The 26,685-nt window shown below is 65.2% G+C and carries 23 protein-coding genes; 14 read left to right on the forward strand and 9 right to left on the reverse strand.

The window, feature by feature from the left end:
- Nucleotides 1–4: 4 nt before the first annotated feature.
- The 3 genes from cydB to BJG93_RS24265 all read left to right on the forward strand — a co-directional run bounded on the left by cydB (nucleotide 5) and on the right by BJG93_RS24265 (nucleotide 2,170).
- A complete protein-coding gene (cydB, locus tag BJG93_RS24255) occupies nucleotides 5–1,009 on the forward strand; it encodes a cytochrome d ubiquinol oxidase subunit II (protein ID WP_027193893.1) in 1,005 nt (334 codons plus the stop codon).
- Complete coding sequence (locus BJG93_RS24260) at nucleotides 984–1,178, forward strand: hypothetical protein (RefSeq protein WP_027193894.1); 195 nt, start codon at nucleotides 984–986, stop codon at nucleotides 1,176–1,178. Before cydB ends, BJG93_RS24260 begins: the two co-directional genes overlap by 26 nt.
- 248 nt (nucleotides 1,179–1,426) lie before the next feature.
- Nucleotides 1,427–2,170 (forward strand): response regulator transcription factor, encoded by a 744-nt coding sequence (locus BJG93_RS24265; RefSeq protein ID WP_027193895.1) that lies wholly within the window; start codon nucleotides 1,427–1,429, stop codon nucleotides 2,168–2,170.
- 46 nt (nucleotides 2,171–2,216) lie between these two features.
- Here the strand turns inward: BJG93_RS24265 and BJG93_RS24270 are convergent, their stop codons facing one another.
- Nucleotides 2,217–4,109 (reverse strand): ATP-binding response regulator, encoded by a 1,893-nt coding sequence (locus BJG93_RS24270; RefSeq protein ID WP_027193896.1) that lies wholly within the window; start codon nucleotides 4,107–4,109, stop codon nucleotides 2,217–2,219.
- Between the two features lie 335 nt (nucleotides 4,110–4,444).
- Between BJG93_RS24270 and BJG93_RS24275 the strand changes: the two genes are divergently transcribed.
- Together BJG93_RS24275 and BJG93_RS24280 are read left to right on the forward strand one after the other, a co-directional pair.
- On the forward strand, nucleotides 4,445–5,236 hold the full coding sequence (locus tag BJG93_RS24275; protein WP_027193897.1) for a hypothetical protein: 792 nt from the start codon (nucleotides 4,445–4,447) through the stop codon (nucleotides 5,234–5,236).
- 196 nt (nucleotides 5,237–5,432) lie between these two features.
- Nucleotides 5,433–8,849: an alpha/beta fold hydrolase gene (locus BJG93_RS24280; protein WP_027193898.1), complete on the forward strand. Its 3,417-nt coding sequence runs from the start codon at nucleotides 5,433–5,435 to the stop codon at nucleotides 8,847–8,849.
- Between the two features lie 227 nt (nucleotides 8,850–9,076).
- Here the strand turns inward: BJG93_RS24280 and BJG93_RS24285 are convergent, their stop codons facing one another.
- Complete coding sequence (locus BJG93_RS24285; protein WP_027193899.1) at nucleotides 9,077–10,513, reverse strand: FAD-binding oxidoreductase; 1,437 nt, start codon at nucleotides 10,511–10,513, stop codon at nucleotides 9,077–9,079.
- Nucleotides 10,510–11,499, reverse strand: a complete 990-nt coding sequence (locus tag BJG93_RS24290; protein WP_027193900.1) for an isopenicillin N synthase family dioxygenase — start codon at nucleotides 11,497–11,499, stop codon at nucleotides 10,510–10,512. Before BJG93_RS24290 ends, BJG93_RS24285 begins: the two co-directional genes overlap by 4 nt.
- 207 nt (nucleotides 11,500–11,706) lie before the next feature.
- Here BJG93_RS24290 and BJG93_RS24295 point away from each other — a divergent pair, with 207 nt between their 5' ends.
- The 5 genes from BJG93_RS24295 (at nucleotide 11,707) to hutC (BJG93_RS24315) (ending at nucleotide 15,672) form a co-directional block, all read left to right on the forward strand.
- Nucleotides 11,707–12,534, forward strand: a complete 828-nt coding sequence (locus BJG93_RS24295) for a transporter substrate-binding domain-containing protein (protein WP_027193901.1) — start codon at nucleotides 11,707–11,709, stop codon at nucleotides 12,532–12,534.
- Nucleotides 12,535–12,620: 86 nt separating this feature from the next.
- Nucleotides 12,621–13,271 (forward strand): amino acid ABC transporter permease, encoded by a 651-nt coding sequence (locus BJG93_RS24300; protein ID WP_027193902.1) that lies wholly within the window; start codon nucleotides 12,621–12,623, stop codon nucleotides 13,269–13,271.
- Nucleotides 13,272–13,299: 28 nt separating this feature from the next.
- Entirely contained in the window at nucleotides 13,300–13,962 is a 663-nt protein-coding gene (locus BJG93_RS24305; protein ID WP_027193903.1) for an amino acid ABC transporter permease, read from the forward strand.
- 13 nt (nucleotides 13,963–13,975) lie between these two features.
- Nucleotides 13,976–14,863: an amino acid ABC transporter ATP-binding protein gene (locus tag BJG93_RS24310; protein WP_027193904.1), complete on the forward strand. Its 888-nt coding sequence runs from the start codon at nucleotides 13,976–13,978 to the stop codon at nucleotides 14,861–14,863.
- Nucleotides 14,860–15,672 (forward strand): histidine utilization repressor, encoded by an 813-nt coding sequence (hutC, locus tag BJG93_RS24315; RefSeq protein ID WP_027193905.1) that lies wholly within the window; start codon nucleotides 14,860–14,862, stop codon nucleotides 15,670–15,672. The genes BJG93_RS24310 and hutC (BJG93_RS24315) overlap by 4 nt, the downstream gene beginning before the upstream one ends.
- A gap of 20 nt (nucleotides 15,673–15,692) precedes the next feature.
- Here the strand turns inward: hutC (BJG93_RS24315) and hutC (BJG93_RS24320) are convergent, their stop codons facing one another.
- From hutC (BJG93_RS24320) to BJG93_RS24335, 4 genes are all read right to left on the reverse strand, one after another.
- On the reverse strand, nucleotides 15,693–16,478 hold the full coding sequence (gene hutC, locus BJG93_RS24320; protein WP_027193906.1) for a histidine utilization repressor: 786 nt from the start codon (nucleotides 16,476–16,478) through the stop codon (nucleotides 15,693–15,695).
- Between the two features lie 111 nt (nucleotides 16,479–16,589).
- Complete coding sequence (locus BJG93_RS24325) at nucleotides 16,590–17,270, reverse strand: methyltransferase family protein (protein ID WP_027193907.1); 681 nt, start codon at nucleotides 17,268–17,270, stop codon at nucleotides 16,590–16,592.
- A gap of 24 nt (nucleotides 17,271–17,294) precedes the next feature.
- Nucleotides 17,295–18,131 (reverse strand): arylamine N-acetyltransferase family protein, encoded by an 837-nt coding sequence (locus BJG93_RS24330; protein WP_027193908.1) that lies wholly within the window; start codon nucleotides 18,129–18,131, stop codon nucleotides 17,295–17,297.
- A gap of 88 nt (nucleotides 18,132–18,219) precedes the next feature.
- Nucleotides 18,220–18,897, reverse strand: a complete 678-nt coding sequence (locus BJG93_RS24335; protein ID WP_027193909.1) for a hypothetical protein — start codon at nucleotides 18,895–18,897, stop codon at nucleotides 18,220–18,222.
- A gap of 288 nt (nucleotides 18,898–19,185) precedes the next feature.
- Between BJG93_RS24335 and BJG93_RS24340 the strand changes: the two genes are divergently transcribed.
- Entirely contained in the window at nucleotides 19,186–20,709 is a 1,524-nt protein-coding gene (locus tag BJG93_RS24340; protein ID WP_027193910.1) for a carbohydrate porin, read from the forward strand.
- Between the two features lie 74 nt (nucleotides 20,710–20,783).
- Here the strand turns inward: BJG93_RS24340 and BJG93_RS24345 are convergent, their stop codons facing one another.
- Nucleotides 20,784–21,641 carry a LysR family transcriptional regulator gene (locus BJG93_RS24345; protein WP_027193911.1) on the reverse strand — a complete coding sequence of 286 codons (858 nt, stop codon included), beginning with the start codon at nucleotides 21,639–21,641 and terminating at the stop codon, nucleotides 20,784–20,786.
- A 102-nt stretch (nucleotides 21,642–21,743) separates the two neighbouring features.
- Here BJG93_RS24345 and BJG93_RS24350 point away from each other — a divergent pair, with 102 nt between their 5' ends.
- Nucleotides 21,744–22,676, forward strand: coding sequence for a DMT family transporter (locus tag BJG93_RS24350; RefSeq protein ID WP_027193912.1), 933 nt, complete (start codon nucleotides 21,744–21,746; stop codon nucleotides 22,674–22,676).
- A 37-nt stretch (nucleotides 22,677–22,713) separates the two neighbouring features.
- On the opposite strand, the gene BJG93_RS24355 is transcribed toward BJG93_RS24350, so the two are convergent.
- Nucleotides 22,714–24,012, reverse strand: a complete 1,299-nt coding sequence (locus BJG93_RS24355; protein WP_027193913.1) for an MFS transporter — start codon at nucleotides 24,010–24,012, stop codon at nucleotides 22,714–22,716.
- A 206-nt stretch (nucleotides 24,013–24,218) separates the two neighbouring features.
- Between BJG93_RS24355 and BJG93_RS24360 the strand changes: the two genes are divergently transcribed.
- Entirely contained in the window at nucleotides 24,219–24,992 is a 774-nt protein-coding gene (locus BJG93_RS24360; protein ID WP_027193914.1) for a GntR family transcriptional regulator, read from the forward strand.
- A gap of 20 nt (nucleotides 24,993–25,012) precedes the next feature.
- On the forward strand, nucleotides 25,013–26,683 hold the full coding sequence (gene mdcA, locus BJG93_RS24365; protein ID WP_027193915.1) for a malonate decarboxylase subunit alpha: 1,671 nt from the start codon (nucleotides 25,013–25,015) through the stop codon (nucleotides 26,681–26,683).
- Nucleotides 26,684–26,685 lie beyond the last annotated feature (2 nt).

A 26,685-nucleotide genomic window follows, 5' to 3' on the forward strand; every position in this document is an offset into this window, starting at 1 on the left:
GAAAATGGACGTAACCGTCGTATGGGCCGCAATCATCGCACTGGGCCTTTTCATTTACGTCGTGCTGGACGGCTTTGACCTCGGCATCGGCATCGTCTTTCCGTTCTTCCCTGACGAAAAGGAACGCGACCTGATGATGAACACCGTCGCGCCGGTGTGGGACGGCAACGAAACCTGGCTCGTGCTCGGCGGCGCCGCGCTGTTCGCGGTGTTTCCGGTCGTCTATTCGACCGTGCTGTCGGCGCTCTATCTGCCGCTCGTGTTCATGCTCGTGTGCCTGATCTTTCGCGGCGTGTCGTTCGAGATCCGCGCGAAGTCGCGCCGCACGAGGCATCTGTGGGACCTCGCGTTCATCGGCGGCTCGGCGGGCGCGGCGTTCTTCCAGGGCATCGTGCTGGGCGCGTTTCTGCAAGGCATTCCGCTCGCCGATGGCGCGTATGCCGGCGACGCGTTCGGCTGGCTCACGCCGTTCAGTCTGCTGACGGGCCTGGGGCTCGTCGCGACCTACGCGCTGCTCGGTTGCTGCTGGCTGATCGCGAAGACCGAGGGCAATCTGCAGCGCCGGCTGCATCGCGTCGTCTGGCCGTTGACAGTGGTGCTGCTCGCCTTCATCGCGCTCGTGAGCCTATGGACGCCGCTGATGGATGCGGGCATCGCGCAACGCTGGTTCCATGACGGCATCTTCTACCGTCTGCTGCCGGTGCCGTTCCTCGTCGCGATCTGTGCGTTTTTCATGCATCGCGCGGTGCGCGCCCGCCATCACAACACGCCGTTCGCGCTCGCGCTCGCACTCGTACTGCTCGGTTATGTCGGCCTGCTCGTGAGCCTGTGGCCGTATGCGATTCCGTCGAGCATCACGCTATGGGAAGCCGCCGCGCCACGCGCGAGCCAGACCTTCACGCTGGCCGGCGCGGCGGTGATCCTGCCGATCATCGTCGCGTACACGACGATGGGTTACTGGGTCTTTCGAGGCAAGGTGCGTCATGGCGACCAACATCACTATCACTGAAACGCAGGCCGGCACGTCGCCGGCCGCTGCCACTGCCACGACACCCAGCCGCAAGCTGCCGGGCTGGCTGTGGTTCATCGCGCTATGGTGCTTCGGCGTGGCCGCGGCGATGTCGCTCGGGTTCGCCTTCAAGCTTCTGATGAATGCGACGTTGTTTGCGGTCAGATAGCGGCGCGCGAACCGTCTCGATCTGGCGGGCATAATTTGCCGGAGCGCGCACAAGCGCTTCAAAAAAAGCGGCGCGCGGCTCGTCTACGTAGCAAGTCGGAACCTTGTGCAGGAGACCTTGCGTTAACATCACGAAGCGCATCGAACGATGCCGGCGGCCGGCCACGCGCGTCGCGCGGTTAATCATGCAACGGCCCACCATGCAACGGCGGCAGCCCTCAACGGACAGGCTCGACTGGCGGAGACATCATGAAGTTTCTTGTAGCCGACGACCATGAACTGACCCGGCAAGGCGTCAAGGGCATGCTGCGCGGCTTCGATCCGGACGCCCAGTTCGACGAAGCCGACAGCTGGGAAACCCTCGCAAGCGCCGCGCGACCCGACGCGAATCACGATCTGGCGATCGTCGATCTGCATATGCCGGGGATGAGCGGCGCGAAGTCGCTCGAAACCCTGCTCAGGGCGAACCCGGCGCTGCCGGTCGTGGTGCTGTCCGCGGAGGAATCGCCCGACGAAATGCGCGCGGTGCTCGCGGCCGGCGCGCTCGGCTTCGTGCCGAAGCGCCAGCCCGCCAGCGTGATGCTGAAGGCGATCGAGCTGGTGCTGTCCGGTGGTGCCTATGTGCCCATGGAGGCGCTCAGTCTGCTCGGCTCGCGCGAGACGCAGGCGGTCGGATGCGCGGCAGCCGACCCGGATGGATCGGCTGTTGTGCCGGTTCGGAGCGCCGCCCCGCAGACCGAACCGATCACGCAGGTGCCCGCGCTGCAACCGCACCAGCAGCATCTGTTGGAGAACCTGTCACCGCGTCAGCAGGACATCATGCGGCTCGTGCATCGCGGCTGGACCAACAAGATGATCGCGCGCGACCTCGGCGTCGCCGAAGGTACGGTGAAGGTGCATCTGTCGGTGATCTTTCGGGCACTCGGCGTGCACAACCGCTCGACCGCGATCGCGGTGATCAATGGATGGCTGGAGGCAGGCAAGACGTTATAGCGCTTTTGCGCTGCGCCGCAGGCTGACCCGTCGCTGCTTGCAGTCCCTATGGCTGCGATTCGCTTCGCGCCCCGGAGCCCGCCTCGGTTTGCGGCGAGCCGGCCGCTGCGGGCGACGGCGCCGGGTCAGCCTCTGGCGCCCGTTCTCCCGCTACCGCGCTCGCCGGCTCCTCCTTGTCGAGTTCCGCCTGCTGCCACAGCATGTCCAGCGTGCGCCGCAACCGCGCCGGCGTCACCGGCTTGTGCAGCACTGGAACGCCCTGCAGCGCGAGCGCCGCCAGCTCCGCCGATGCCATATCGCCGGTAATCAGCAGCATCACCACCTTGCCATGCCCCGCGCCCGCGAGCGCGCCGCGCAACGCGCTCAGCGCCTGCGCACCGGTGCGGCGATTGGCGAGCTGGTAGTCGCACAGCACCGCGTCGGGCACGAAGCCATCCGCGAGCGCGGCGAGCGCGCCGGCTTCGTCGCGCGCGCCACGCACGTTGCAGCCCCAGCGCTCGAGCAGACTCGCGAGGCCTTCCAATATCGAAGGATCGTCGTCGATGCACAGCACGCGCCGCCCCTGCGCGGCCGGGCCGCCCGCGACCGGATCGTTCAGACTCGCGACGATGCCGCTCGCGTCGCCCTCCTGCACCGCAAAGCGCAACACCGAGCCGCGCCCCGGCGCCGAGCGCAGCTGCAACTCGCCGCCGAGCAGACCGACGAGCCGCCTGACGGTCGGCAGTCCAAGCCCGTGCCCCTGACGCGCGTCGCGCTGCGGATTCTCCACCTGATAAAACTCCTCGAAGATCCGCTCGTGCTCTTCCGGTGCAATGCCGACGCCCGAATCGCGCACCTCGATATAGCCGCCCCGCTGTCGCCCCGCGCGCCGGAAGCCGAGCCAGATAGCGCCTTGCTCGGTATAACGCACCGCGTTCGAGAGCAGATTGCTCAACACGCGTTCGAGCAGCACCGGATCGTCGTAGACGACCATCGAAGTCGGCGCGATGCGCAGCGCGAGCCCCTTCGCCGCGGCCTGCGGACGATACTGGCTGCCCACCCGCTCGAACAGCTCGGAGAGCCGGAAATGCAAGCGGATCACCTGGGTCACGCCGCTTTCGAGCCGCGCGAGATCGAGCACCTGGTTGAATAGCTGATTGAGCGCCTCGACGTTATAGACGATGTGCCCCGCGGTCTTCGCGTGCTGCGCGGGCGTCGCCGCTGGGTCGTTCAGCGACGCCGCGAGCAGGCCGATCGCATGCAGCGGCTGACGCAGATCGTGGCTTGCCGCCGCGAAAAAGCGCGTCTTCGCGAGGCTCGCCTCTTCGGCGACGCGCTTTTGCGCGGCCAGCGATTGCGCAAGGTATTGCTGATCGACACGCGCTTGCACGACCTGGCGAAACAGCTTGCGATAGCTCATCGCATACACATTGATCGCGCAGAAGAAGAACGCGAGCACGATGGCGAGAATCGTTCGTTCGAACGTATGCGAGCCGAAATGCAGCACGATCGACGGCAACAGCAGAAACGGAATCGACGTCGAAAAATTGAGCAGATCGAACCCATTGGACATGAACACGCCGGCCGCGAGCGTCACCAGCATCACGGTATGCAATAGCGGCAGATCGGTCTGCGGACTCTGGAACGCGAACCACACGGCGAAACCCGGTCCGCTGTAAAGAAGCACGCCGCGCAGCGCGTGCAGATAGATCCAGTCGCGCGGTGAGACCTGCTGCGGATAGCGGCGATGGCAGATCCACAGCGCGAGGCCCGCGCAATTGGCGAGCGCATAAAAGACGAAGCAGGCGATAAAGAGCGGCGGCGACGGCACGTGCGGCCAGTAGATCGCCACCAGCACCGCGATCGAAAACCAGTGCGAAAAGAACGCGATCGGGTCCTGCGCGTAGAGCATGCGCACAAGATCTTCGTCGATGGCACGCTGGATCGGGTCGGCCCGCATGGGGCGCTCTCCTGTGTCGATCGGATCTGGAGCAAAGCTCCTTTGCCGATCCCATGCAGTTTTACCGCGGCGGCGCGCTGCTGCGTACCGGTGAAACGGCGGGTCGAAGCGGGCGACCAGGCGCGGCACGCTTCAGACGAATACTCGGCAATCCGTCAGACGGTTTACCCGGCAGTTTACCCAACGGCTAACACTTAATCCATATAGGCGAAGGCCGCGCCGCGAACCATACTGCATTCACGTTTTCAGCGCGGTATCTCGGCCATCTTCCCTCGCTTGGCGCGCTGACGCGCCGCGGCCCGCCGCGTTCCCTGCCAACCGTGATGGAGGTTTCCATGGGCGCAGTCCCAGGCTACGAGTTCGCCCGCCAACTCGACGACGCGGTCCTGCCGCAGCTGTGGCGCAGACGCACCCGGCTCTCCGCGGACGAAATGGTGTCGATGGTCGAACTGGTCAAGCGCGCGTTGCGGAGCTACCACCCGCTCGAATTGCAGGCGCTCGGCGACGACAAGGAAGAACTGGTCGCGCAGTTCATCTACGCGAAGGTGCTGCGCCTCGCGCCCGGCCACACCGAAACCAACGCGCGCGCCGACAGCGCGCCGTCCAACAGCTACGCGGTATGCGCATATTTCCGCCGCTATCTCATCGACTGTCTGCGTAGCGCGTGCCATCAGCGCAACGTGTCGATGGAAACCGAGGGCATCGCCCAGGAGATCGATCTGCACGCGCACGCGCTCGAAGACCCGGTGGAAAGCGTCCTGCTGCAATACGGCCTCGACGAACAGCGCGTGCGGCGCGCGGCGCGCGAGTTCATCGAAGCGCTCGACGAACCGGAGCGGATCATGCTGGCCGGCAGCCTCGGCTGGTGCTCGGAAGGCAAAGGCGGTCTGTCGGCGGTCGCGGCGCAGCACGGGGTGCCGTCTTACCACTATCGCGCGCTCAAGCTCGGCGTCGCCATGAAAAAGACGGCCGGCGCCGAGGCATTTTCCAACACGAAAATTGGCCGCTGGCTCACCGGCGTGCTCGGCCTCGCGATCGATGTCGACAATCGCGCGGCGATTCTGGTCGCGCTGAATCTGCTTGCGGCGGAATCGCGCGATAGTGAATGCAATGAAGTGGCCGCATAACAGTTCGGACAACCAACAGGCCACACAAGAAACGCGACCCTGAACGTCGCACGCTACGACTTCGGCGCGCCTTCCACGGCGCGCTTTTTTTGCACCCATATTCCGCCTACGATAAAAAAGCTGCCATCGCCCGCCGTCTTTGTTCCGAAGTCGAGCTTCCGTTCCCCCGCATCCGATTCCACACGAGGTGCTCCTGATGAACCGCTTATCGAGCGCGCCGACGGCGCTGCAACCGCATTACGAGGTGGTCGTGATCGGGTCGGGTTACGGTGGCGGCGTCGCCGCGAGCCGCATGGCGCGCGCGGCCCGTCGCGTGTGCGTGCTCGAGCGCGGGCGGGAATTCATGGCCGGAGAGTATCCGCGCACGCCCCTGCAAGGCGCCGGGCAGATCCAGTACAACATGGCCGAGGCGCAGATCGGTTCGCCGCTCGCGCTGCTCGAAGTGCACGTGAACGAGGACGTCAACGCGGTGGTGGGCTGCGGGCTCGGCGGCACCTCGCTGATCAATGCGAACGTCGCGCTCGAGGCCGATCCGCGCCTGTGGGACGACCCGCGCTGGCCGGCCGCGCTGCGCGCGGACCGAGCCGGGCGCGACGACGGCTATGCGCTCGCCCGGAAAATGCTGTCACCGTCGCCGGTGCCCGACGATTTCCCGCCGCTGCCGAAGCTGCGGGCGCTGGAAAAATCGGCGCAGGCGCTCGGCATGGCCGAGCGCTTCAGCCGTCCGCCGATCACGGTCACGTTCAAGGACGGCCCGAACGCGGCGGGCGTCGAGCAGCAGCGCTGCGTCGGTTGCGGCGATTGCAACTCGGGTTGCAACTACGACGCGAAGAACTCCACGCACATGAACTATCTGCCCGACGCGGTCGCCCACGGCGCGCAGATTTTCACCGGCACGGCCGTGCATTCGGTGCTGCGCGATCCCGACACCCAACAATGGAAGGTCAACTTCCAGCTCGTGAGGCTCGGCCGTGAAAGCTACGACGCGCCCGATCTTTTCGTGCTGGCCGATATCGTCATCGTCGCGGCGGGCACGATCGGCTCGACCGCGCTGCTGCTGCGCTCGCGCAACGCGGGTTTGAGCACCTCGCAGATGCTCGGCCAGCATTTCACCGGCAACGGCGACGTGCTCGCCTTCGCGTACAACACCGAGGACACGATCAACGGCGTCGGCTGGGGCGAGCACCAGCAAGGGCAGATTCCGCCAGTCGGGCCGACCATCACCGGTCTGATCGACAATCGCGCCGACGCGAACGACGTCAAGGAGGGCTATGTGATCGAGGAAGGCTCGCTGGCCGGCCCGGTGGGCGAAGCGCTCGTCGGCATGCTCGGCGCGGTTGCGCCGCTCGAAGGCGTGGATGCGGCCGGCCCACCGTCGCTGCTCGAGCGCATGGCTTACGACGCGCGCGCGATCGAGAGCCTGATTCGCGGCCCGTACCATGGCGCGCTCAACCATACCCAAAGCTACCTCGTGATGGCGCACGACGACGAGAGCGGCCGCGTCACGATCGGTGATAAAGGCCGCGCGCGCATCGAATGGAAAAACGCGGGACGCCAGCCGATCTTCCAGAGCATCGAGGACGTGCTGATCAAGGCGAGCGCGCCGCTCGGCGGCAAATATCTGCGCAACCCGATTTCGACGAAGATTGCCGGCCGGCGCACGGTGACCGTGCATCCGCTCGGCGGCTGCGGCATGGGCGAGGACGCCGAACATGGCGTGGTCGATCATCTAGGCCGCGTATTCAACGGCACGGCCGGCGGCGCGGTGCACGACGGCCTCTATGTGATGGACGGCGCGGTGATGCCGATGTCGCTCGGCGTCAATCCGCTGCTGACCATCTCCGCGCTCGCCGAACGCAATTGCAAGCTGCTTGCCAAAGCGCACGACTGGTCGATCGATTACACGTCGCAGGGCACGGCCGCCGCGCCGCCCGCGCAGAAGATCGGCCTGCGCTTCACGGAGACGATGGTCGGCACCTATACGCCCAACGTGGCGGGACAAGCCGCGACGAGTCCGATCGAATTTACGCTGACGGTCGAATCCGACGATCTCGCCGATATGCTGGGCAACCCGGGGCATCTCGCGCGCACCGCCGGCACGCTGACGTGCCCCGCCCTCTCCGCGCAACCGCTGACGATCAGCGACGGCACGTTCAACCTGTTCGTCGTCGACGAGTCCGACGTCGACGAGCGCCACATGAACTACCGGATGACGCTCGACGCGTCCGAAGGCAACACCTGGTATCTGACCGGCAAGAAGATCATCACGCGCACATCGCCGATCAACCTGTGGGAGCAGACCAACACGCTGTATGCGCAGATCCGCGCGTCGGCGCGGGACGATGCGCCCATCGCCGGCACCGCGACGCTGATCATCACGCCGGAAAACTTCCTCAAGCAGCAGCGCACGCTTGAAGTCACGCACGCGCCCGATCTGAAGACGCGCCTCGAATGGACGCTGAAGTTCGGCAAGTTCTTCGCGGGCGTGCTGTTCAGCGAATACGGCGGTGTGGCCGCGCCGCTGCAGTTCTACGATCCGTCTACCCCACCGCGCGCGAAACGCACGCTGCGCGCGCCGGCGCCGCAGGTCACGTACTTCGACACGCCCGACCGCACCAAGCTCAAGCTCACGCGCTACGTCGATCCGGCCGCGGGCAAAGCCTCGAAGCCGATCCTGCTGATCCACGGCTCGGGCGTGTCGAGCCGCATCTTTTCGACCGATCTGACGCCGACCAATCTGGTCGAATATCTGTCCGCGTCGGGCTACGACGTGTGGCTCGTCGATCTGCGCGTCAGCATCGAACTACCGAGCGTGCTCGTGCCAACCGACGTCGACAAGATCGCTCGCGAGGACATTCCCGCCGCCGTCGCGAAGATTCGCGAGCTGACCGGCGCGCCGACGATCCAGGTGCTAGCCCATTGCATGGGCGGCCTAGCGCTCAGCATGTCGCTGCTGTATGGGCTCGACGGCGTGCGGTCAGCGGTGATGTCGCAGGTGTCCGCGCATCCGGTGCCGGGCACGCTGCAACGGATCAAGGCCGGCTTGCATATTCCCGACCTGATGCAGCATCTGCGCGTGCGCGATCTCACTGCCTATACACAGGAAGATTCGTGGCCCGCGAACCTGTTCGACGAAGCGCTGCGTCTGTATCCGCTCGATCACGGCGAGGGTTGCGGCAATCCGATCTGTCATCGCGCGACGTTCCTGTATGGCCTGCTCTATGAGCACGACAAGCTGAACGAAACGCTGCATGCGAACCTGCAGGACCTGTTCGGCATTCATGACATGGCGGTGTTCCAGCATCTGGCCACGATGGTACGTGCGGGCAACGTTGTCGATGCACGTGGCGACGACGTGTATTTCACCGGCGCGAACGGCATGAGAGGACTCGAGGGTATGCGTCTGCCGATCGGCTTCATTCACGGCGAGAAGAACGAAACCTATCTGCCTGTGAGCACCGCGCGCACTTACGACCTGTTGCGCGAGCGCTTCCCCGACGAGCCGTACGAGCGGCATCTGATTCCGGGCTATGGGCATATCGATTGCATCTTCGGCAAGAACGCGGCGGCCGATGTTTATCCGCTGATCGTCGGCTATCTGAATGCGCATTGACGGCGGAGCATGGCCGATGCGCCATGCATTCGGACAATAAAGCCAAGCATAAAACAAGAGATTTTGATAGGAGCCGGCGTATCGCAATGGCCGATTATGAACTGCTTTACATCGGCGCAATGACGGCGATAGATCTGATCGTGGCGATCGTTATTTATCTGCTGATCGTGAAAACGTGGCGGACTTGCACGCGAGGGAGAAGTCGTTGATTTGCTTCTCATCGAAATTCAGAACAGCTTGCCCGGATTCAAAATGCCGTGCGGATCGAGCGCACGCTTGATCGCGGCCATCGCCGCAAGCTCGGCCGGTGAGCGCGAAATCGGCAGGAACTCGCGCTTAAGCGTTCCGATGCCATGTTCCGCCGACACCGACCCGCGCAACGGTCCGAGCATCGCGTAGACAAACGCATAGACCGCGTGATGATCGACGCCCGGAATCGAATGACCATCGACAGTCAAATGCAGATTCGAATCGCCGATATGCCCGAAAAAATACGATTGATTGCCGGGCCAGCGTTGATCGAGCGCCTCACGGCAACGCTCGACGAACGCGCCGATCTCGCCGATCGGCAGACTCACGTCGAAGTTGATCGGATCGAGCTTGAGCGGAAACTCCGCGGTGCATTCGCGGATCGCCCATAGCGCGCGCGCATCGGCGACCGACTGCGCGATCACCGCGTCGCGCAGCGCGCCCGCTTGCAGCGCATCGGTCAGCGCCTGGGCGAAGCGTTCGCCAGCGTCGTCGGCATCGAAGCCCGCGTGCTCGATCAATGCATAGAGCGGATGCGCGGCGTCGAACGGCGAGCGCGCGCCCGTCAGCTTCACGCCGAAGTCGTAGAAGTCCGGCCACATGATCTCGAACGCGCCGATATCGTTGCCGAAACGCGTCGCGAGACGGCGCAACAGGCTCACCGCGGCATCGTAATCGTCGAGCGCGACGAGCGCCGTATGGCGTGCGGCGCGGCGCGGATGCAGCCGCAGCACCGCACGCGTGATCACGCCGAGCGTGCCCTCGGAACCGATGAACCAGTGCTTCAGGTCGTAGCCCGTGTTGTTCTTGACCATCTTGCCGAGCGAACTGAGCACGTCGCCATTGGCGAGCACCACTTCGAGCCCGAGCACCTGGTCGCGCGCGGTGCCGGACTGGATCACGCGATTGCCGCCCGCGTTGGTCGCGAGATTGCCGCCGATCTGGCACGAACCGCGCGCGCCGAGATCGAGCGCCAGTTCGAAACCGGCCGCTTCGGCAGCTTCCTGAGCGGTCTGCAACGTGGTGCCGGCACGCACGGTCAGCGTGGCCGACGCGGTGTCGAGTTCTTCGACGCCAGCCAGCCGTTCGAGCGACAACGCAATATCGTTGGCACGCGCGATCGCGCCGCCCGCGAGCCCGGTCATACCGCCTTGCGGCACCACCGGCTGACGCGCGACGTCGCAGATCGCGAGCGCGCGCGACACTTCGTCGGTCGTGCGCGGCAACAGCAGCGCCGCTGGACGCGTCGGCTCGTGGCGCGTCCAGTCGGTCATCGCGTGCGCGCCGATCTGCTCGCCGACGCGCACCGCGTCGGCGCCGAGCGCGGCGCGCAAGGCCGCGAGCGTCGTGGCGAGCGGCGCGCTCGCGCTTGCGGTCGGTGTCGTCGTGTCGTCAGTGATGCTCTGCTCTGTCATGCAGGGGTTCCTTGCTGTGCCGTAGCGGCGAGTTTCTTGCGGTAGCCCATCGAATCGTTGATACGGCCGAGGATATAGTCGCCCGCGGTAACCGGCTGATATCTGCTTTGCGCGTCGCTCGCGCCGAGTTCGCGCGGATCGACGAGCGCGCCGTAGGTCGGATCGTAGAACGTCGCGATCGAATAGCGCTCGTGCCCCGACGCATTGATCACGCGATGCAGCGTCGAGCGAAAGCGGTCGTTGGTCCAGCGCGCGAGCAGATCGCCTACGTTGACGACGAAGCTGCCATCGACGGGCGGCGCCTCGATCCACGTGTCGGTGGCAATTTCGCGCACCTGTAGGCCGCCGACCTGATCCTGCCACAGCAAGGTGATGCAGCCGTAGTCGGTATGCGGCGCGACGCCGAACTGATCTGCATCCGATTGCGGCGGCTGCGGCGGGTAATAGACCATCTGCGTGCGCTGCATGCGCTTGGTGTAGCGCGGCGCGAAGAAATTTGCTTCGATGCCGAGGCTCACCGCGACCGCGCGCAGCAAATCGGCGCCGCATGCGCCGACCGCCTCGTAATAGTCATACAGCACCGGCCGCAACTCGGGCATGAAGTCCGGCCAGTTGTTCGGCCCGCGTAGTGCTTGCCCCGCCAGCACGTCGGGATCGTCTTCCGGCAATTCGAGGCCGATGCTGAAGAACTCTTTGTAATCGGGGCGCTTCGCCTGATACATCGTCGCGTCGCCAAGCGCATTGAAGCCTCGATGCCGATGATTGACCGCCGCGCGGCGCTTGGTGTCGACCGGAAATGCGAAGAACCTGCGCGCGGCCTGCGCGGCGGCATCGATCGTCGCTTGGGGCACGCCGTGATTGACGATGTAGAAAAAACCGATCGTCGTGCACGCCTGATGAATCTCCTTCGCGACGCGTTGCAGCGCATGCGGATCGCCCGCGCGCACGCCGGCGAGATCGATGATCGGAATGCGGGTCACGGGCATCGCGCTCTCCTTCGTGGATCACTATTGCAGTTGTATATACCGCCAAAAGCAGCGCCGCAAGTTGCAATGCGCACCTCGATATCAGGGCTTTTCTCTAGTCGCGCGAGCATTTATTTTTCGCTGGAAGCGCGGTATATACTGCCTTGTCCAGAACGAAGACTTCAACGCCACCGGCAACCCCACACCTATTCGCCCCCGGAGAACCCCATGCGTATCCTTGCAGGCTGGAAATGTCATCTGGTCATGCTGGCGCTGTGCGCGGCAAGCGTCACCGCGCAGGCCGAAGACCAACTCGCTAAAGTGAAGAAGGCCGGCGAACTGGTGGTCGGCACCGAAATGCAGTTCGCGCCTTTCGACTTCCTCGAAAACGGGCAGCAGGCCGGCTTCAACAAAGACCTGTTCGCGGAGATCGGCAAGGACATCGGCGTGAAGGTGCGTTTCATCGATCTACCGTGGCCGAGTGTGCTGCCCGGTCTCGAAGCGGGCAAGTTCGATATGGTCGGCGGCCCGCTGACGGTCACGAAGGCGCGCATGGAACGCTATACGTACACGCTGCCCGTCGCCGATGCGACCGACGCGCTGCTCAAGCGCGCGAACGATGCGTCGATCAAGCAGTCGTCGGATATCGCGGGCAAGACGGTCGGCGCGGGCAAGGGCAGCGCGCAGCTCGATCAGTTGAAGGGCTACGCGGCCACGCTGCCGAAGCAGCCTGAAGTCCGCGAGTACGTCGACAACAATCAGGCTTACGCGGACCTCGCGGCGGGCCGCATCGCCGCTGTGGCGAACTCGATGACCAACATCGCGTATGTCGCGAAGCAGCGTCCCGAGATGTTCGCGGTCGTGCAGCCGCCGTTCGGTGCGAAGGTGTACTTTGCGTACGCATTGCGTAAGGACGCGGACAGCAAGCCGCTCGCCGACGCGTTCAACGCCGCGCTCGTGAAGATGCAGAAGGATGGCCGTCTCGCCGCGTTGCAGAAGAAGTGGTTCGGTGTCGCAATGGAAATGCCGACCACGCAGCCCACGCCGAATTACTGAGCGTTTTTACGTGGGCGTCACGGGTTACGCGATGATTTCGTCATAGCGCAGCATGCGTCGCCCTCGCGTTCCACCGGCCGCGATCCATGTTCAACACGACTGTCTTCGTTCAGGGTCTGCCGCTCCTGCTGCATGCGGCGCTCGCCACCGTCGGCATTTCGCTGACGGGGCTCGTGATCGGTTTCTTCGTCGGCATCGGCGTGTGCACCGCGCGGCTGTCGCAGCATCGCGCCGCGCGTCTCGCGGGCGGTGCGTATCTGTTCTTCTTTCGCGGCGTGCCGATGCTCGTGCAGTTGCTGCTCGTGTACTACCTGCTGCCGTTCGCCGGCATCAACGTGTCGCCGATCGTCGCCGCGATCAGCGCGGTGTCGTTGTGCTCGGCCTCGTACATTGCCGAAATTCTGCGCGGCGGTTTTCTGAGCATTCCGCCCGGACATCTCGAAGCCGCGCGCATGCTGGGACTTTCCCCGTTCGATACGCTGCGCCGCATTCTGGTGCCGCAGGCGTTCCGTTTGACGCTGCCGTCGCTCGTCAATGAAATGGTGCTGCTGATCAAGGCTTCTTCGCTGATCTCGGTGGTCGGCGTCGCCGAATTGACGCGCACCGCGCAGAACCTCGCGGCGAGCACTTACCGGCCGCTCGAAGCGTATGTCGCGGCCGGACTCATCTACTTCGTGATCTGCGGTTCGCTCGCGCTGGTCGCGCATGCGGCCGAACACCGTTTGCAGCACGCCTGAGCGATCCCGAGCCTACCTTTACTGAGCCATGCAAACGTTCGATCCGACCGTCATCACGCACAACCTGCAGCCGATCGCTGCCGGCCTCGCGACGACACTCGGCAGCTGGGTTGCGGGCGTCGCGATCGGTCTCCTGATCGGCTTCCTGATCGCGGTGCTGCAACTGTTCTGCGGACGCTGGCTGCGTGCGGCGCTGCGGGTCTATATCGAGCTGTTGCGCGGCACCCCGTTTCTCGTGCAACTGTTTCTGCTCTACTACGGCGGCCCGTCGATCGGCCTCACGCTCGAACCGATGACGGCCGGCATCGTCGGTCTCGGCCTCTACGGCAGCGCGTATTTCGCCGAGGCGTTCCGCTCGGGCTTCCAGTCGGTACCGAAAGGCCATCTGGAAGCGGCGTCCTGTCTCGGGCTCACGCGCTGGCAGGCGATCGTGCGCATCCAGGTGCCGCAGATGCTGGTGCTGATCGTGCCCGCGCTGACCAATCTGATCATCGTGCTGAGCAAGGAAACCGCCGTGCTGTCGATCGTCACGGTGCCCGAATTGACCTTCGTGCTGACCGGCATCGGCTCGGCCACCTTCGCTTTCGTCGAAACCCTGCTGGTGCTGTGCGTGTGCTACCTCGCGCTGGTCGAGCTGACCTCGCGCGCGGGCATGTGGGCCGAAGCCCGCCTCGCACGCTTCATGGCATGATTCCGGGACATCTATGAACGCCATCGCCGACATGTCTTCCTCCGCGCAATCCGCCGCGTCGTCCGCCAGCGCAACGGCGAACGCACCGAACGCCGCGCCGCTGATCGACGTGCGCGATCTGCGCAAACGCTTCGGCGATGTCGAGGTGCTGCGCGGCGTCGATCTCGAGATCGCGCGCTCCGAAGTGGTCTGCGTCATCGGGCCGTCGGGCTCGGGCAAGAGCACGTTGCTGCGCTGCCTCGCCGCGCTCGAAACCTACGATCACGGCGACGTGCGCATCGAAGGCGAACTGCTCGGCTATACCGAGCGCAACGGCAAACGCGTGCGCGCCTCGCAGGGCGAGATCAACCGCGTGCGCCGCAACGTCGGCATGGTGTTCCAGCAGTTCAATCTGTGGCCGCACATGAGCGCGCTCGGCAACGTGATGGAAGCGCTGCTGCGCGTGCGGCGCCTGTCGCACGACGAAGCGCGCCGCCGCGCGAATGCGATGCTCGAGACGGTCGGCCTCGCGCACAAGGGCGACGCGTATCCGGCGAAACTGTCGGGCGGTCAGCAGCAGCGCGTCGCGATTGCGCGCGCACTCGCCATGGAGCCGCACATCATGCTGTTCGACGAACCGACGTCGGCGCTCGATCCGGAGCTGGTCGGCGAAGTGCTGCAGGTGATGAAGCAGCTCGCGCGCGACGGCATGACGATGGCCGTGGTCACGCATGAAATGGGCTTTGCCGCGCAGGTCGCCGACAAGGTCGTGTTCATCGATCAAGGCCGCATCGGCGTGCAGGGCAAACCGCGCGATGTGTTTCACGATGCCTCGCAGCCGCGTCTGCGGCAGTTTCTGCAAAACTATTTCGACCGCAATGCGTTCTGGACACGCGGCCCCGACGACGCGAAGCCGCTATGAGCACCAGCGTTCGCAACAAGCCTCGCGGCAAGTCCTCCGCTAGCGCGGCCAGCGCCATGCCCAAAACAGCGCGTGGCAGCGACGACGCGCCGGCCGCGCGCTACGAGCAGGTCAAGCAGCACATCCGCCAGGTCATCGAATCGGGCGAACGCCAGGCGGGCGACCGTCTGCCTTCGGAGCTCGACCTCGTCGCGACGCTCGGCGTCTCGCGCATGACGGTCAACCGCGCGCTGCGCGAGCTCGCCGACGCGGGGCTCGTCACGCGGGTATCGGGCGTCGGTACTTTCGTCGCGCCGAACAAGCCGCAGTCCACGCTATTGATGATCGCCCACATCGGCGACGAGATCCGCTCGCGCGGCCACGCGTATCGGTGCGACATGGTGCTGTTGCAGCGCGAGACCGCGTCGGTCACGGTGTCGAACGCATTAGCGCTGGCGCCGGGCGCTTCGGTGTTTCATGTGATCTGCGTGCATCGCGAGAACGGCCTGCCGGTGCAGCTCGAAGATCGCTATGTCAATCCGGCCGTCGCGCCGGATTTTCTGCAGCACGATTTTTCGGCGCTCAAGCCGTCCGAGTATCTGCTGACGGTCGTGCCGATGCACGATCTCGAACACGTGGTCGACGCGGCGCTGCCGACGCCCGCCGAAGCCGAGCTGCTCGACATTCACGCCGCGGAACCGTGCCTGACGCTGACGCGCCGCACGTGGACGAACGGCGTCGCCGTGACGTTCGCGCGTTTCGTGCATCCGGGTTCGCGCTACCGGCTCGGTTGCCGCTTTTCGCCGAATACGTCGCAGCGCCAGGGATGAAGCGCGCTTCAGGCACCGGACTACACGGTCCCCGCCAGATGAAAACGCGACGCCGGATGCCATAGCCGCACCGACGTCGCGACGTTCTCGCCGACCCACGTGCGCCGCCACAGCAGCAGACACGGCTCGCCGATATCCATCATCAGATGACGGCGCACATAGGCATCGGGCTTCTGCGCATAGATGCGAAATTCGGCGCGCTGCACGGGCGCGAGCCGCACCATGTAGTGATTCGGCGTTTCGACCGAGAAATCCTGGCGCAGATAGTCAGGGAACACCTTCGGATTGACGAAGCGGTCCTCGTACTGGATCGGCTCGCCCTCCTCGCTATGCACGATGCACGAATGAAACGCGGGGCCGTTCGCGAGACCGAACGCTGCGAGCGCGTCGGCATCGTCGCTCGGTTCGAGCAACAGCACGCGCGCCGAATGCCGATGACCGCGCGCGGCGATTTCATCGGCGATATTGCGGATTTCCAGCACCGTCGATTCATACCGCTGCGGCGCAACGAAGGTGCCCGAGCCTTGCACCCGCGTGAGCACGCGCTCGGCGGTCAGCTCGCGCAGCGCACGCGACACCGTCATGCGCGCGACGCCGAACTCCTTGACCAGCTCCGCTTCCGAAGGGATCAGTCCGCCCGGCTTCCATGCGCCTTCGCTGATGCGCTGGACCACGTAGCGCTTGATCTGCTCGTAGGCGGGCATTGCCTTGACCGGCGTGTCGCGAGCGCGATCGCGCATGGCGGAATCCTGTTTTTGCTCGGCCTGCGCGGCGGGCGCTCGGTGCGCCAGTGTGGCTGTTTTCACTCCAAACCTCGTCGGTGGTTCGCCGGTGGTACATACGTACACCGTGGCCGGTTCTCCGGCGGCGGGGAGCAATCTTACCCGGTCCGACGGCGGCGCTCCCACCAGGATGCGCTACCAGATAGACGGCACGAAACGGTAACGCACACGAGCCATGTATTCGGTGTAGCCGTCGAGCTGCTCGGCGAGCAGCCGCTCCTCGCGCACCGCGCGCCAGCCCATGCCGTACGCCATCACCGGCAGCGCCAGAAGCCCCCACCACGAGCCGAGCAAGAGCGGCGTGCCGACGAAGAACACCAGCGCGGCCGCGTACATCGGATGACGGACGTACGCGTAGGGGCCGGTGTCGGCGACCTTGTGCCCGCGGCTCGCCTGGATCTTGACGACCGGCGCCGCATAGCTGTTCGCGCGAAACACCAGGCGACACAAGAAGATGCACAGGAACACGCACAGCGCGCCGAGGCTCATGAGCCACACCGGCAGCGGCGCGGACCAGCGAAAGCGCATCGCATCGAAGCCCATCAGGATCAGCCAGCCGCACCACGCGGCCCCGATCCCGGCCATGAATAGACGATCCCAGCGGCTTTGCTGCGCCTGCACGAGCGGCGCGAGCCGCTCGGCGAGCAGCGCGGGATCATGCCGCGCGAGCCACACGCCGAGCCACAGGCTCAATACCGCCAGCTCGAGCAGATACCACCATGCGGCCGGCCACGCGAGCGTGCCGGCCGCGCCGAACAGCAGCACGCCCATGAACGCCAGCCACGCCAGCGATTGCAGGATCAGACGCGTGAGCATGTGCGGCTTCCTCGCGCGGTCGGGTTACGCGCTGTCGTCGCGCGTGCGCACGCGCTCGAACACGTCGGCGATATCGATGTCCTCCAGGTTCATGCCGAAGCGCTCACGCAGACAGTCGGCGAGTTCGGCCGCGCTCGCGAGGCGCCGTTCCTTGACGATCTGTCCTTGTGCGTCGCGCTCGTTGTACTGATCGTTGAATAGCGCGACGCGCAGTTCGGGCAACACGCGGGACGCCAGCAGGTTATGAACGAACTTCGAGTCCGGCGAGGTCGACGTGTACCAGTTGGAGGTTTCATAGTCGACCCACTCGACTGCGCGTAGATCGACGTGATAAACGCGGGCCCAGCTGTCGTCCGGCGCCAGCACCTCGAGATAGACGGTGTCGTGCCCCGCGTCGGCGAGACGGAAGGTGCCGAGCGGAATCGCCTGCGCGAGGCCGGCGGTCAGCCGCAGCGGCGCGGTCAGCGTCACGGCGCCGAAGCCGACGTCGGCGATCCATTCGTCGCCGTCGATATCGACGCGCAGCACCATATGCGTGCGCGGCGCAATCGTGCCCGGCGCGCGGCCCCACGCGACGCGCGCAAGCATCGGCGTGATCTTGAAGCCAAGTTGCATCAGCACGTTCGCGAACAGAATGTTCTGCTCGAAGCAGTAGCCACCGCGCTTTTCGGTCACGAGCTTGCGTTCGAGGGCTGCGGGGTCGAGCCTGACCGGTCGGCGCGTCAAGGGGTGCAGATTCTCGAACGGGATCGCGGCGGGATGGAGCCGGTGAATCGTCCGGAGCACGTCGAGCGTGGCGGCGCGCGGGCCCTGATAGCCGATGCGAGCGAAGTAGTTTTCCAGATTGACGGAGTGGAACATCGGCGGAATTCCGGTTGGGTGGCAGGTTCGGCGCGATCATAGCGGCTATCGCTTTGAATCGACCGCGCCTGGCGAAGCGCCAATGCGCCTACAAGCCTTTTAACGCCGACGTCGCGATCGACGGCACGGTAATCCCATGGCTCGACGCGAACTGCACGGCCGAGCTCAGCGTCGACATCAGCGACTGCAACTGCCCAGGCGCCGATTGCGCGATATACGAAGCGCTTTGCGCGGTCTGCGGATTGAGGCCCGATTGCAGCAGCGACGACGGACTCATCTGACCTAGGCTGCCGAGCCCCGACTGCAAGCTCGAATACTGGCTCACGCCCTTGCCGAGCGACGATAGCCCCTCGGTGAACGCTTCCTTGTTGACCGGCGTCGCAGAGGCGCCGCCACTTGCATGACTGGCGAACGCATCGGTCAGCTTCTGCGACAGCGACTGCTGGGTGCTACCGGCCTGCGTCAACTGACTGACCGACGGCGCGCCGCCGCTCAGGAGTCCCGCCGCCTGCTGCGCCTGGCCGGCCGCACTCGTCATGCCCATCGCCGATGCGAGACTCGATTGACCGCTCAGCACCTGCTGGTTCGCGCCCACATAGCTCTGCAGCAGTTGCGACATGCCGCCCGACGACGCGCCGCCAGCCGCCGAGTTATCATCACCGCCGCCGATGCCGAACTGCTTCAGATTCAACTGCGCGTGCGCCGCGCCGCCCAGCAACAGACCGCCGCTCGCCAGCAACGAAACCAGAAGACTGCGCTTGCTCATTTCCACCTCCTTACTTTGACTTTCGGGGTTACTCGTGCGCTTCGACACCTCACCTCGTCGCACGTTCGGTCCGAGTGCTCAATACGCTGACATTACATTGTTATTACTAGCTATTTACGCCCTCACGGAGTTGACGAGCAGACCGTCAATCCGGTGATGACGAACCCGTCATATCGATGAGAGTCGTTCTCACTTTGTGTGGACGCTCGCAAGCCACCTGAGTACGATCACGCCATCGTCTGCTTTGGCATTGATCACATCGGTCAAAACAACACTAAAAGGATTTCGATGAAGTTGGCCCAACTCAACGGACTGCGCGCCAAAGCGCGTCCTTTTTGCGACTCTTCCGCAGCTACCGGCGCAACTCATCGTACGCGTTTGCCTTCGATGCGGCGCGTTGCACTGTGCACGGCTTTCGCATGGGCCTCGTTGGACGTCCACTCGGCGCTGGCCGAAGCCAATCCCGATGCGAACCCGGAAGCCCCCGAAGCCGACCTGACCATTCAGGCGACGCAGACCAACCCGTGGACGGGCCTCTGGAACCGCCAGCAATTGCTCGGCGACATGGGCGGCCTGCGTCCGTGGCTCGGCAAGTACGGCATGACCTTCACGCTGACCGAAACCAGCGAAGTGCTGGCCAATCTGCGCGGCGGTCTCGAACGCGGCGCGGATTACGACGGCCTGACCACCGCCACCTTGCAGATGGATACGCAAAAGGCGTTCGGCCTGCCGGGCGGCCTTTTCAACGTCAGCGCGCTGCAGATTCACGGCGCCAACCTGAGCGCGAACAAGCTCGGCACGCTGAATACCGCGAGCGGCATCGAGGCCGACGACGCGACCCGCCTGTGGGAGCTCTGGTATCAGCAGTCGTTCCTGAACAAGCGCGTCGACGTGAAGATCGGCCAGCAGAGTCTCGACCAGGAATTCATCACGAGCACGTATGCGGCGCTGTTCCTCAACACGATGTTCGGCTGGCCCGCACTGCCCTCGTACGACCTGCCGTCGGGCGGTCCCGCCTATCCGCTCGCGGGTCTCGGCGTGCGCGTGCGCGGCCAGCTCACGCCTTCGTTGACCGCGCTTGCCGGCGTGTATTCGGGCGACCCGCTCGGCAACGACCCGAACAACAGGAGCGGCACGAACTTCAATCTGCATAACGGCGCATTGTGGATCGGCGAGTTGCAGTATGCGATCAACCAGCCGGCCGAAGGCGACATGGCCGGCACGGGCGGCGGCGCTTTGCCGGGCACCTACAAGCTGGGCGTCTGGTACAACACCAACGCGTTTGCCGATCAGCGCTACGACAACATGGGGCTGTCGCTCGCGAATCCGGGCTCGACCGGCATTGCCGCCAATCACCGCGGCAACTACAGCTTCTACGCGGTCGCCGACCAGATGGTGTGGCGCCACGAGCCCGACGGGCCGCGCAGCCTCGGCGTGTTCGCGCGCGTGATGGGCGCGCCGGGCGATCGCAACCTCGTGAGCGTCGCGGCCAACCTCGGCGTGGTGCTGAAGGCGCCGTTCAAGGGGCGCGACAACGACAGCGCCGGGCTCGCGCTGACCTACATCAAGATCGGCAGTCACGTCAACGGACTCGATCAAGACTTCCTGGCATTCAACGGCAGCCCGTACGGCGTGCGCACCAGCGAAACCGCGCTCGAGGCGACCTACCAGTACCAGGTCAATCCGTGGTGGCAGGTGCAGGCCGACGCGCAATACACGTTCAACGCCGGCGCGGGCCAGAACCCGACCGACCCGACGCAGCCGCTGCGCAATACGTTCGTCGTCGGCGTACGGACCATCATCAACTTCTGAGGCCGGCCGGTGACGCGCGCGCTTGCGTCGACCGCCTATTCGCGGGCTTAGCAGGCTGCGGCAGGCATTCGCGGCTACCGCAACGACAAATCCTGCACCATCTGCTGCGCCAGATAATCGCAGGTCGGCCGATCCGATTTCGCGCTGCGCGCGACCACGATATCGAGCGGCGCTATTTTCGGCAGGCCTTGCGCGTCGCCGAGAATCGCGAGCCGCGGCGGCACGCTGCAACGCGTCAGCGCAATCACCGACAAACCCGCATCCACGGTCGCGACGAGCCCCATCAAACTCGCGCTGCTGAACGCCGCGCGATAACGGATGCGCGCGCCATCCAGCGCGGCCAACGTATGCTGACGCGCGACGCAGCCCGGCTCGTACAACCCGACCGGCAACGGCGACGCCTTCAACACCGGCGTATCGACCGACGCCCCCACCCACACCATCGGTTCGCTGCGTACGAATTCGCCGCGCAATCTGCGGTCGCGCGTCACGAATGCGAGGTCGATCTTGTTGTCGGCGAGCATCGGCGCGAGCGCCGTGCTCTGCGCGCAGACGATCTCGATTTCGACGCGCGGATACAGCGTCGCGAAACGCCGCAACACCGGCGACAGCAGCGACGACACGTAGTCGTCCGGCGCGCCCAGCACCACGCGCCCGGTCACCTCGGGCCGCACGATCGCCGACCACGCCTCCTCCTGCAACGCCAGCGCGCGCCGCGCATAGTCGAGCAGCGTATTGCCGGGCCGCGTCAGCGCGAGGTTGCGCGTGTTGCGTGCGAACAGCGTCGTGCCGAGCATCGTTTCGAGCCGCTTGATCTGCATGCTGACCGCCGCCTGCGAGCGATGCACGCTCGCCGCCGCCTTCGTGAAGCTGCCCGCCTCCGCGACCGCGACGAAGCTGCGCAACAGATCGACGTCGAATTCAGGATTCACCACTTATCAACCAGGCTTATGGAATTGCTCAATTTAATTCGTTTGTGATGAGCCCGCAAGCGGCGCAATACTCGCTCGCATCATCTTATGGAGTCGTTTCGCATGTCCCTCACCTCACGCCAGCAAGGCGCGATCACGCTGGCAAGCGGCGGGCTGCTGATGGGCACGATCGGCGTCTTCGTCGAGGAGGCGCGGCTCGACGCGCTGACGCTCGTGTTTTTCCGCTGCCTGTTCGGCTTTCTGTCGCTCGCCGCGTATTGCGCGTGGAAGGGCTTGTTCGCGCGCGCGCAGTTCACGCGCCGCACGGTCGTGCTCGCGCTGATCTCCGGCGTTCTGATGGTCACGCAGTGGGTCGGCTTTTTCGACGCGATTCATCGCACCAGCATCGCGGTCGCGACCGTCGTGTTTCATGTCCAGCCGTTCTGGGTCGTGCTGATCGGCGCGGCGCTGTTCAACGAGCGGCTCGGCGCGGACCGGCTCGGCTGGATCGCGACGGCGTTCGTCGGGCTGGTGCTCGCGTCGGGCGTGGTCGCGGCCGGCAATCTGCAAGGCCACGCCAGCTATCTGATCGGCTTGAGCGAAGCGCTGCTCGGCTCGCTGCTGTATGCGAGCGTCACGCTGATCGCGAAGAGCCTCGGCGAATTGCGTCCGCATCTGCTGACGCTCACGCAATGCGCGGTCGGCGCGATTTGCCTGCCGCTGATTGCGCCACTGGTCGCGCCTTTGACGCTCACGCATATCGGTCCGATGCAGTGGTTCTGGCTGATCGGCATGGGTGTGCTGCACACGGGATTGTCGTATGTGCTGATTTACGGCGCACTGCCCAAGCTCAGCACCTCCGTCATCGCGGTGCTGCTGTTCGTTTATCCGCTAACCGCCATCGTCGTGGATGCGCTCGTGTACGGCCGCGCGCTGTCGCTGTCGCAACTCGCGGGTATGGCGCTGATCGTCGCCGCGAGTCTCGGCGTCAATCTGGGCTGGCCGTTGCTCACGCTGCTGCATCCGGGCGGGCGGGCGCGCAGTCACGCGAAGTAAAAGCGCGCCGCGCCCACCGGGGTTTAAATGCGCTCCTTCACTGCGGCAAAGTCTCGCCGCGCGTCTCCGGCGCGAACGGAATCACGAACAGGCCGACGATGAACACGAGCGCGGTCAATGCGACCGGCACGCCCAGCGTGTGCATGTGCAGCACCGCCGCGCCGAGCAGAAAGTTGACGCCCGCGCCGACGAATCGCCCAAACGACGTGCAAAACGCAAACGCGGTCGCGCGCACGCGGGTTTCGAACTGCTCGGGCAGCCACAGGCTGAACAACGCAAAGTTGCCGCCGAAAAAGCCGAGCACGAACAGCCACGCGATGAACGGCGCAAGCCCATTCGGTAGATAGAACGCCCAGCCGAAGCTCGCCGCGATCGACACCGCCATCCCCGCGAAGTACACCGCGAGCGTCAACTTGCGGCCGATGCGCTCGGCCATTGGAGGCAGCGCGAGACAACCGAGGATCGTGCCGATCGACAGCAGGCCGGTTGCGAGCGACGCAGTGCGAATCGAATCGCCCTTGGACATGCCCGCGCGCGCCGCGAGCTGGATCACCGCGGACGGTTCATAGACAGCACCCGCCCACAGTCCGATGATCGCGATCGTCAGCAGAATGCACGCGACCCACGTCCGACGCCGGTACGCCGGTCCGAGTATCTCGCGCAGCGGCTTCGCGCGCACCGTCTTTGCGTCGGCCTTCTGCCACTTCTCCGGCTCCTTCACGCGCAGCAGAATCAGAATCGCGACGACGACCGGCACCGCGCCGGTCAGGAACATCGCGCGCCAGCCGAAGTGCACGCCGACCGTGTAATTGAGCGCGGCCGCGAGAAAAAAGCCCGCGTAGTAGCCGGTCTGCAGATACCCGGCACCCATCTTGCGGCGATCCTCGGGCCAGGCCTCGGCGACGTAAGTACCGGCCAGCGCCCATTCGCCACCGATCCCGACTCCCGCGATGAAGCGATAAATGCCGAGCTGCCACACATTGGTCGAGGTCGCGGCGAGCCCGGTGAAAATCGCGAATGTGAAGATGGTGGCGGCGAGCACCTTGGTGCGGCCGAAGCGATCGGCGAGCGGTCCCCAGATGAACGACAGCCCCCAACCGACCAGAAACAGCGCGAACAGAATCGAGCCCGCGAGGCCGACGTTCGACGGGGTCGCCGCGAAGCCCGAACGCGGCAACAGCTCGGTCAGCGCGGGCGTGAGCACTAAGGCGTAGATAAACGAGTCCATGCCGTCGAGCGTCCAGCCGGCCCACGCGCCCCAGAACCCTGCGATCTGCGAACGATTGAGCGGCGTGCGCTGACGCGCGACCGCTCGTCGGTCGGTTACTGTATTCATCATGCTCCTCCGGCCTACGATAGTTGAACGTAACGAAAAAAGGACGGGCGCGCTTGGGGTGGCTTGCCGAAGTTGCCTGGTCGGCAGCGTCCTCATACGACTCGATCAGAGGACGGCGCGGGCGCTCGTCGGAAAGGTGGTTCGAGATTCTTTCCGGGTTTGCCCGCGCTGAAATGCGCGTCTTTTTATATATAATATTTGATACCATGACCGACGCAACTGAAGGTTTTCCCCTGGACGCCCCGATGTCCGGTTCATTTCTCCCGGCCGCCGCGCCGCGCGAAAGTACCTCGCACATGATCGCGGAGGCGCTGCGCGCGGCGATCGTCGACGGCACGCTGGCGCCTGGCGCCCCGTTGCGCCAGGACGCGATCGCCCGGCATTTCTCTGTCAGTGCGATTCCCGTGCGCGAGGCGCTGCGCCAGCTCGAAAGCGAGGGCTGGGCGCGCGCGGCGGTGCATAAAGGCGCGAGCGTCGCGCCGCTGTCCGCCAACGAAGCGCGCGAGATCTACGAGATCCGCTCGGCGCTCGAAAGTCTCGCGCTCGGCCTCGCGATTCCGCATCACACCGCCACGACGCTGCGCGAAGCCGCGGACTTGTGCCGTGCCGCCGAGCGCGAAGAAGACCCGTCGCGCTACGTCGCGCGCAATGCCGCGTTTCATATGTGTCTCTATGCGCCCGCCGGCCGGCCGCAGCTCAAGGACATGATCGAGCTGCTGCACCGGCGCGGCGAACGCTATCTGCGCCTGAAGTTCGGCTTGCCGTCGTACAAGGGCGAGTCCGACACCGAGCACGCGGCGCTGCTCGACGCCGTCGAGCGCCGTGATATCGCGACCGCGCAGTCGCTGGTCGTCGCGCATCTGCTCGGCACCGGCGAGCTGCTGCATCGTTTCCTGACCGAGCGCGCGCGCGAAGAAGCCGCGCTTGCGCATCAACCGAAACCGCGCGGCCGACGCCCGCGCGTCACCACCGGGAGCTGACCCAGCCGATGACCGAGCCGATGAACCATCCCGCCGAAGCCGCCGCCTCGCTGAGCACGGCGCGCTCGTGGACGACCCGCCGCGACGAAAAGAACCGCCGCCTCGCAGCCATCGCGCCGTGGCTCGAAGACGGCGTGCTGCCCGCACACCGCATCGTCGATGCGCTCGAAACCTTGATTCAGCCCGGCGAGCGCGTCGCGCTCGAAGGCGACAACCAGAAGCAGGCCGACTTCCTGTCGCGCTCGCTCGCCAACGTCGATCCGCACAAGCTGCACGACGTGCATCTGCTGATTTCGAGCATTAGCCGTCCTGAGCACCTGACGTTGTTCGAGCGCGGGATCGCGCACAAGGTCGACTTCTCGTTCGCGGGCCCGCAAAGTCTGCGCGTCGCGCAACTGCTCGAAGACGGCCAGCTCGAAATCGGCGCGATCTATACGTATGTCGAACTGTATGCGCGGATGTTCGTCGACCTGACGCCGCACGTTGCCCTGCTGTGCGCGGACAAGGCCGACCGTCACGGCAATCTGTACACCGGCCCGAATACCGAGGACACGCCGACGATCGCCGAGGCCGCCGCGTTCCGTCACGGCATCGTGATCGTGCAGGTCAACGAGATCGTCGACGAACTGCCGCGCGTCGACATCCCGGGTTCGTGGGTCGACGTGGTCGTGCAGGCGGACCGGCCGTTCGCGGTCGAGCCACTGTTCACGCGCGATCCGCGCCATATCGGCGACTTGCAGGTGCTGACCGCGATGATGGTGATTCGCGGCATCTACGAGCCGTATGGCGTCACGTCACTGAATCACGGCATTGGCTTCGATACGGCCGCGATCGAACTGCTGCTGCCCACCTACGGCGAATCGCTCGGCCTCAAAGGCAAGATCTGCCGCAACTGGACGCTCAATCCGCACCCGACGATGATCCCCGCGATCGAATCGGGCTGGGTCGACAGCATCCATTGCTTCGGCAGCGAGGTCGGCATGGAGGCGTATATCGAGGCGCGCCCGGATGTGTTCTTCACCGGCAACGACGGCAGCCTGCGCTCGAACCGCGTGCTGTGTCAGTTGGCCGGGCAATACGGCGTCGATCTGTTCATCGGCTCGACGCTGCAGATCGATGCGGACGCGAATTCGTCGACGGTCACGCGTGGACGTCTCGCGGGTTTTGGCGGCGCGCCGAACATGGGCCACGATCCGCGCGGCCGGCGTCATTCGAGCGAGGCGTGGCTGAAGCTGTTGAAGGGCGACGGCGCGGTGTCGCGCGGTCAGAAGCTCGTCGTGCAACTCGCGGAAACGTACAAGAAAGGCGGCGAGCCGACCTTCGTCGATGAACTCGACGCGATCGCCGTCGGCGCGCAAAACGGCATGCCGATCGCGCCGGTGATGATCTACGGCGACGACGTGAGCCATGTGGTCACCGAAGAGGGCATCGCGCATCTGCACAAGGCCGAGGGCATCGACGAGCGGCGCGCGGCGCTCGCGGCGGTGGCCGGTGTCACGCCGATCGGCCTGCGCGCGAAGCCCGAGAAAAGCGCGGAATTGCGCCGGCGCGGCATCGTCGCGTATCCGGAAGATCTCGGCATCCGGCGCGGCGAGGCAAAGCGTTCGCTGCTCGCGGCGCGCAGCATCGACGATCTCGTCACGTGGTCGGGCGGACTGTACGCGCCGCCCGCGCGCTTCCGGAGCTGGTGATC

It is taken from the genome of Paraburkholderia sprentiae WSM5005 (assembly GCF_001865575.2).
GTDB lineage: Bacteria > Pseudomonadota > Gammaproteobacteria > Burkholderiales > Burkholderiaceae > Paraburkholderia > Paraburkholderia sprentiae.